Source organism: Microcystis sp. M53598_WE2, assembly GCF_030067735.1.
Taxonomy (GTDB): domain Bacteria; phylum Cyanobacteriota; class Cyanobacteriia; order Cyanobacteriales; family Microcystaceae; genus Microcystis; species Microcystis aeruginosa.
On sequence record NZ_JASJFE010000150.1, the window covers coordinates 1 to 2111 of the forward strand.

The 2111-nt window shown below is 41.1% G+C and carries 2 protein-coding genes; both read left to right on the forward strand.

Annotated elements, in window-relative coordinates; translation table 11 throughout:
• A partial coding sequence (locus tag PX636_RS03345; RefSeq protein WP_288116223.1) for a hypothetical protein occupies positions 1-870 on the forward strand: 870 nt, incomplete at its 5' end.
• Positions 867-2111 (forward strand): NAD(P)/FAD-dependent oxidoreductase (locus tag PX636_RS03350; RefSeq protein ID WP_288116224.1); only part of this gene is annotated, 1245 nt, incomplete at its 3' end. The genes PX636_RS03345 and PX636_RS03350, both read left to right, overlap by 4 nt.

Genomic DNA, 2111 nt, shown 5'->3' on the forward strand with positions numbered 1-2111 from the left:
GGCGAATTAAGCTGGTTGCGGATGATGTACGAGGAAAAATCAGCGATCGCTGCTAGTACCGAAGGACCGCGGCGTTTAATCGTCACGGCGGGATCGGGGGCGCATTATAGCATAAATTCGGAATTAATGGCCAAAGAATTGGGAATGCCCGTGGTTAACTTCGGTTTACAGGGGGATATCGGCTTAAATGTCATTGCCGCTATGATTCTCGAAAAAGCGCGCCAAGGAGACGTAATTCTGCTGATTCCTGAATATCTCATGCTCATGGATGAGGACGGTTTTAATCGCGGCGAAGGACTTTGGGGATCCGCACCTTTTAGCGTCGCTATTGGCAAACCGGGGTTAGGTGGGATACCTTTAAAAACCATGATCGAGGATACTTGGTTATTAGGTATTCCGGGGATGCGTCCAGTTACTAAATCCACGGTTGATTTATTCACTAAAGGCAGAATGACGGGTTATTATTCCGAGCCGATTACTGACAGAGGCGATCCGACTATAGTTAAGGAAAGAACGGGGAAATGGTGGCAAATGACTTTTAATACTCCTGCCTCTGCTCACTCGATTAAAGCTATTGAAAAGCTCAAGAAAGATTTAGAAGCAAAAGGGGCGACTTTAGTGGTTTCTTTGCCCTGGGTTTATGCAAAAAATGATGGTAAAACCGTTGCTAATATTCGCAAATCTGCCGAAGAATTAAGTCGGGTTGTGCCAACAATTTATGACCCAAAAGACTTGAATATTAAGACCGATTCTACTATTTTTGCTGACACTCACTATCATCTTTTACCCCCGGCGAGAATTATTCGTTCAGAACAATTAGTTTCGGAACTGAAACCCATCTTAAACACAACTGAGAATAAAAATCCATGAATAAACCTATAACTAAGATTTGCATTCTGGGAGGTGGTTTTGGCGGGTTATACACGGCACTCGATCTGAGTCGATTAACAGCAGTAAAATCAGGTCAATGGCAAATAACTTTAGTCGAACCAAAAAACCATTTTCTCTTTACTCCCCTTCTCTATGAACTAATTACAGGAGAATTGCAACGCTGGGAAATTGCCCCCTCCTACCGTCAATTATTAACAGGAACTCAGGTTAATTTAAAAACTCAAAAAGCCAGTAATATTGACTTAAACAATCATCGAGTATATTTAGAAAATGAGGAAGTTATAGATTATGATTACCTCGTTTTAGCGGTGGGAGTGCGGAATCGTTGGCCGGCTATACCGGGGTTAGCCGATTATGGGCTGACTTTTCGGAGTTTAGAGGATGTGGAAAAATTACAAACGGCAATTCATGAATTAGAAACTCAAGGAAAATCCTCAATTAATTTAGCAATTATTGGCGGCGGTCCCAATGGGGTAGAATTAGCCTGTAAGGTAGCTGATCGCTTAGGAAAAAAAGGCCAAGTTCATCTAGTGGAAAAGAACGAGGAAATACTGCAAAACTTCCCTAAATCGGTGCGTGTTGCTTCCTATCGTTCCCTTTTAGCCAAGAATGTTAGTCTCTATTTAAACACAGGATTAAAGGAAGTTGCAGCTAATTCCATAACCGTATCAAAAGATAATACAAATGAAGTTATCCCCATTGATTTATTATTGTGGACAGCAGGAACCCAAGCACAGGATTGGATCAATAATTTAGATTGTCAGAAAACAACACAAGGCAAATTATTAACCCGTTCCAGTTTACAATTAATCGACTATCCCGAAGTTTTTGCCCTTGGGGATCTAGCCGAAATTTATCCTAATAAACAATTAATTCCCGCCACAGCACAGGCAGCCTATCAAGCAGCCAGTGTAGTAGCCAAAAATATCTCGGCAGTGATCAGAAAAAAATCGCTCAAACCCTATTATTATCTCCATTTAGGTGATATGTTAACCCTGGGTAAACAATCAGCCCTTGTCTCCAGTTTTGGCATTAATATTACCGGTAGATTAGCCGATATAATGCGTCGATTTGTCTATATACTGCGTTTACCCAGCAAACGCCATCAGTTAAAAGTGTTTCAACATTGGGCGAAAAAAATTCTTCTCCGACTCCGTTATTCACAGGTGTTATCTAATACTAAATCCGTTGAGTATAGGCTACATATTAGGAGAGGAAAA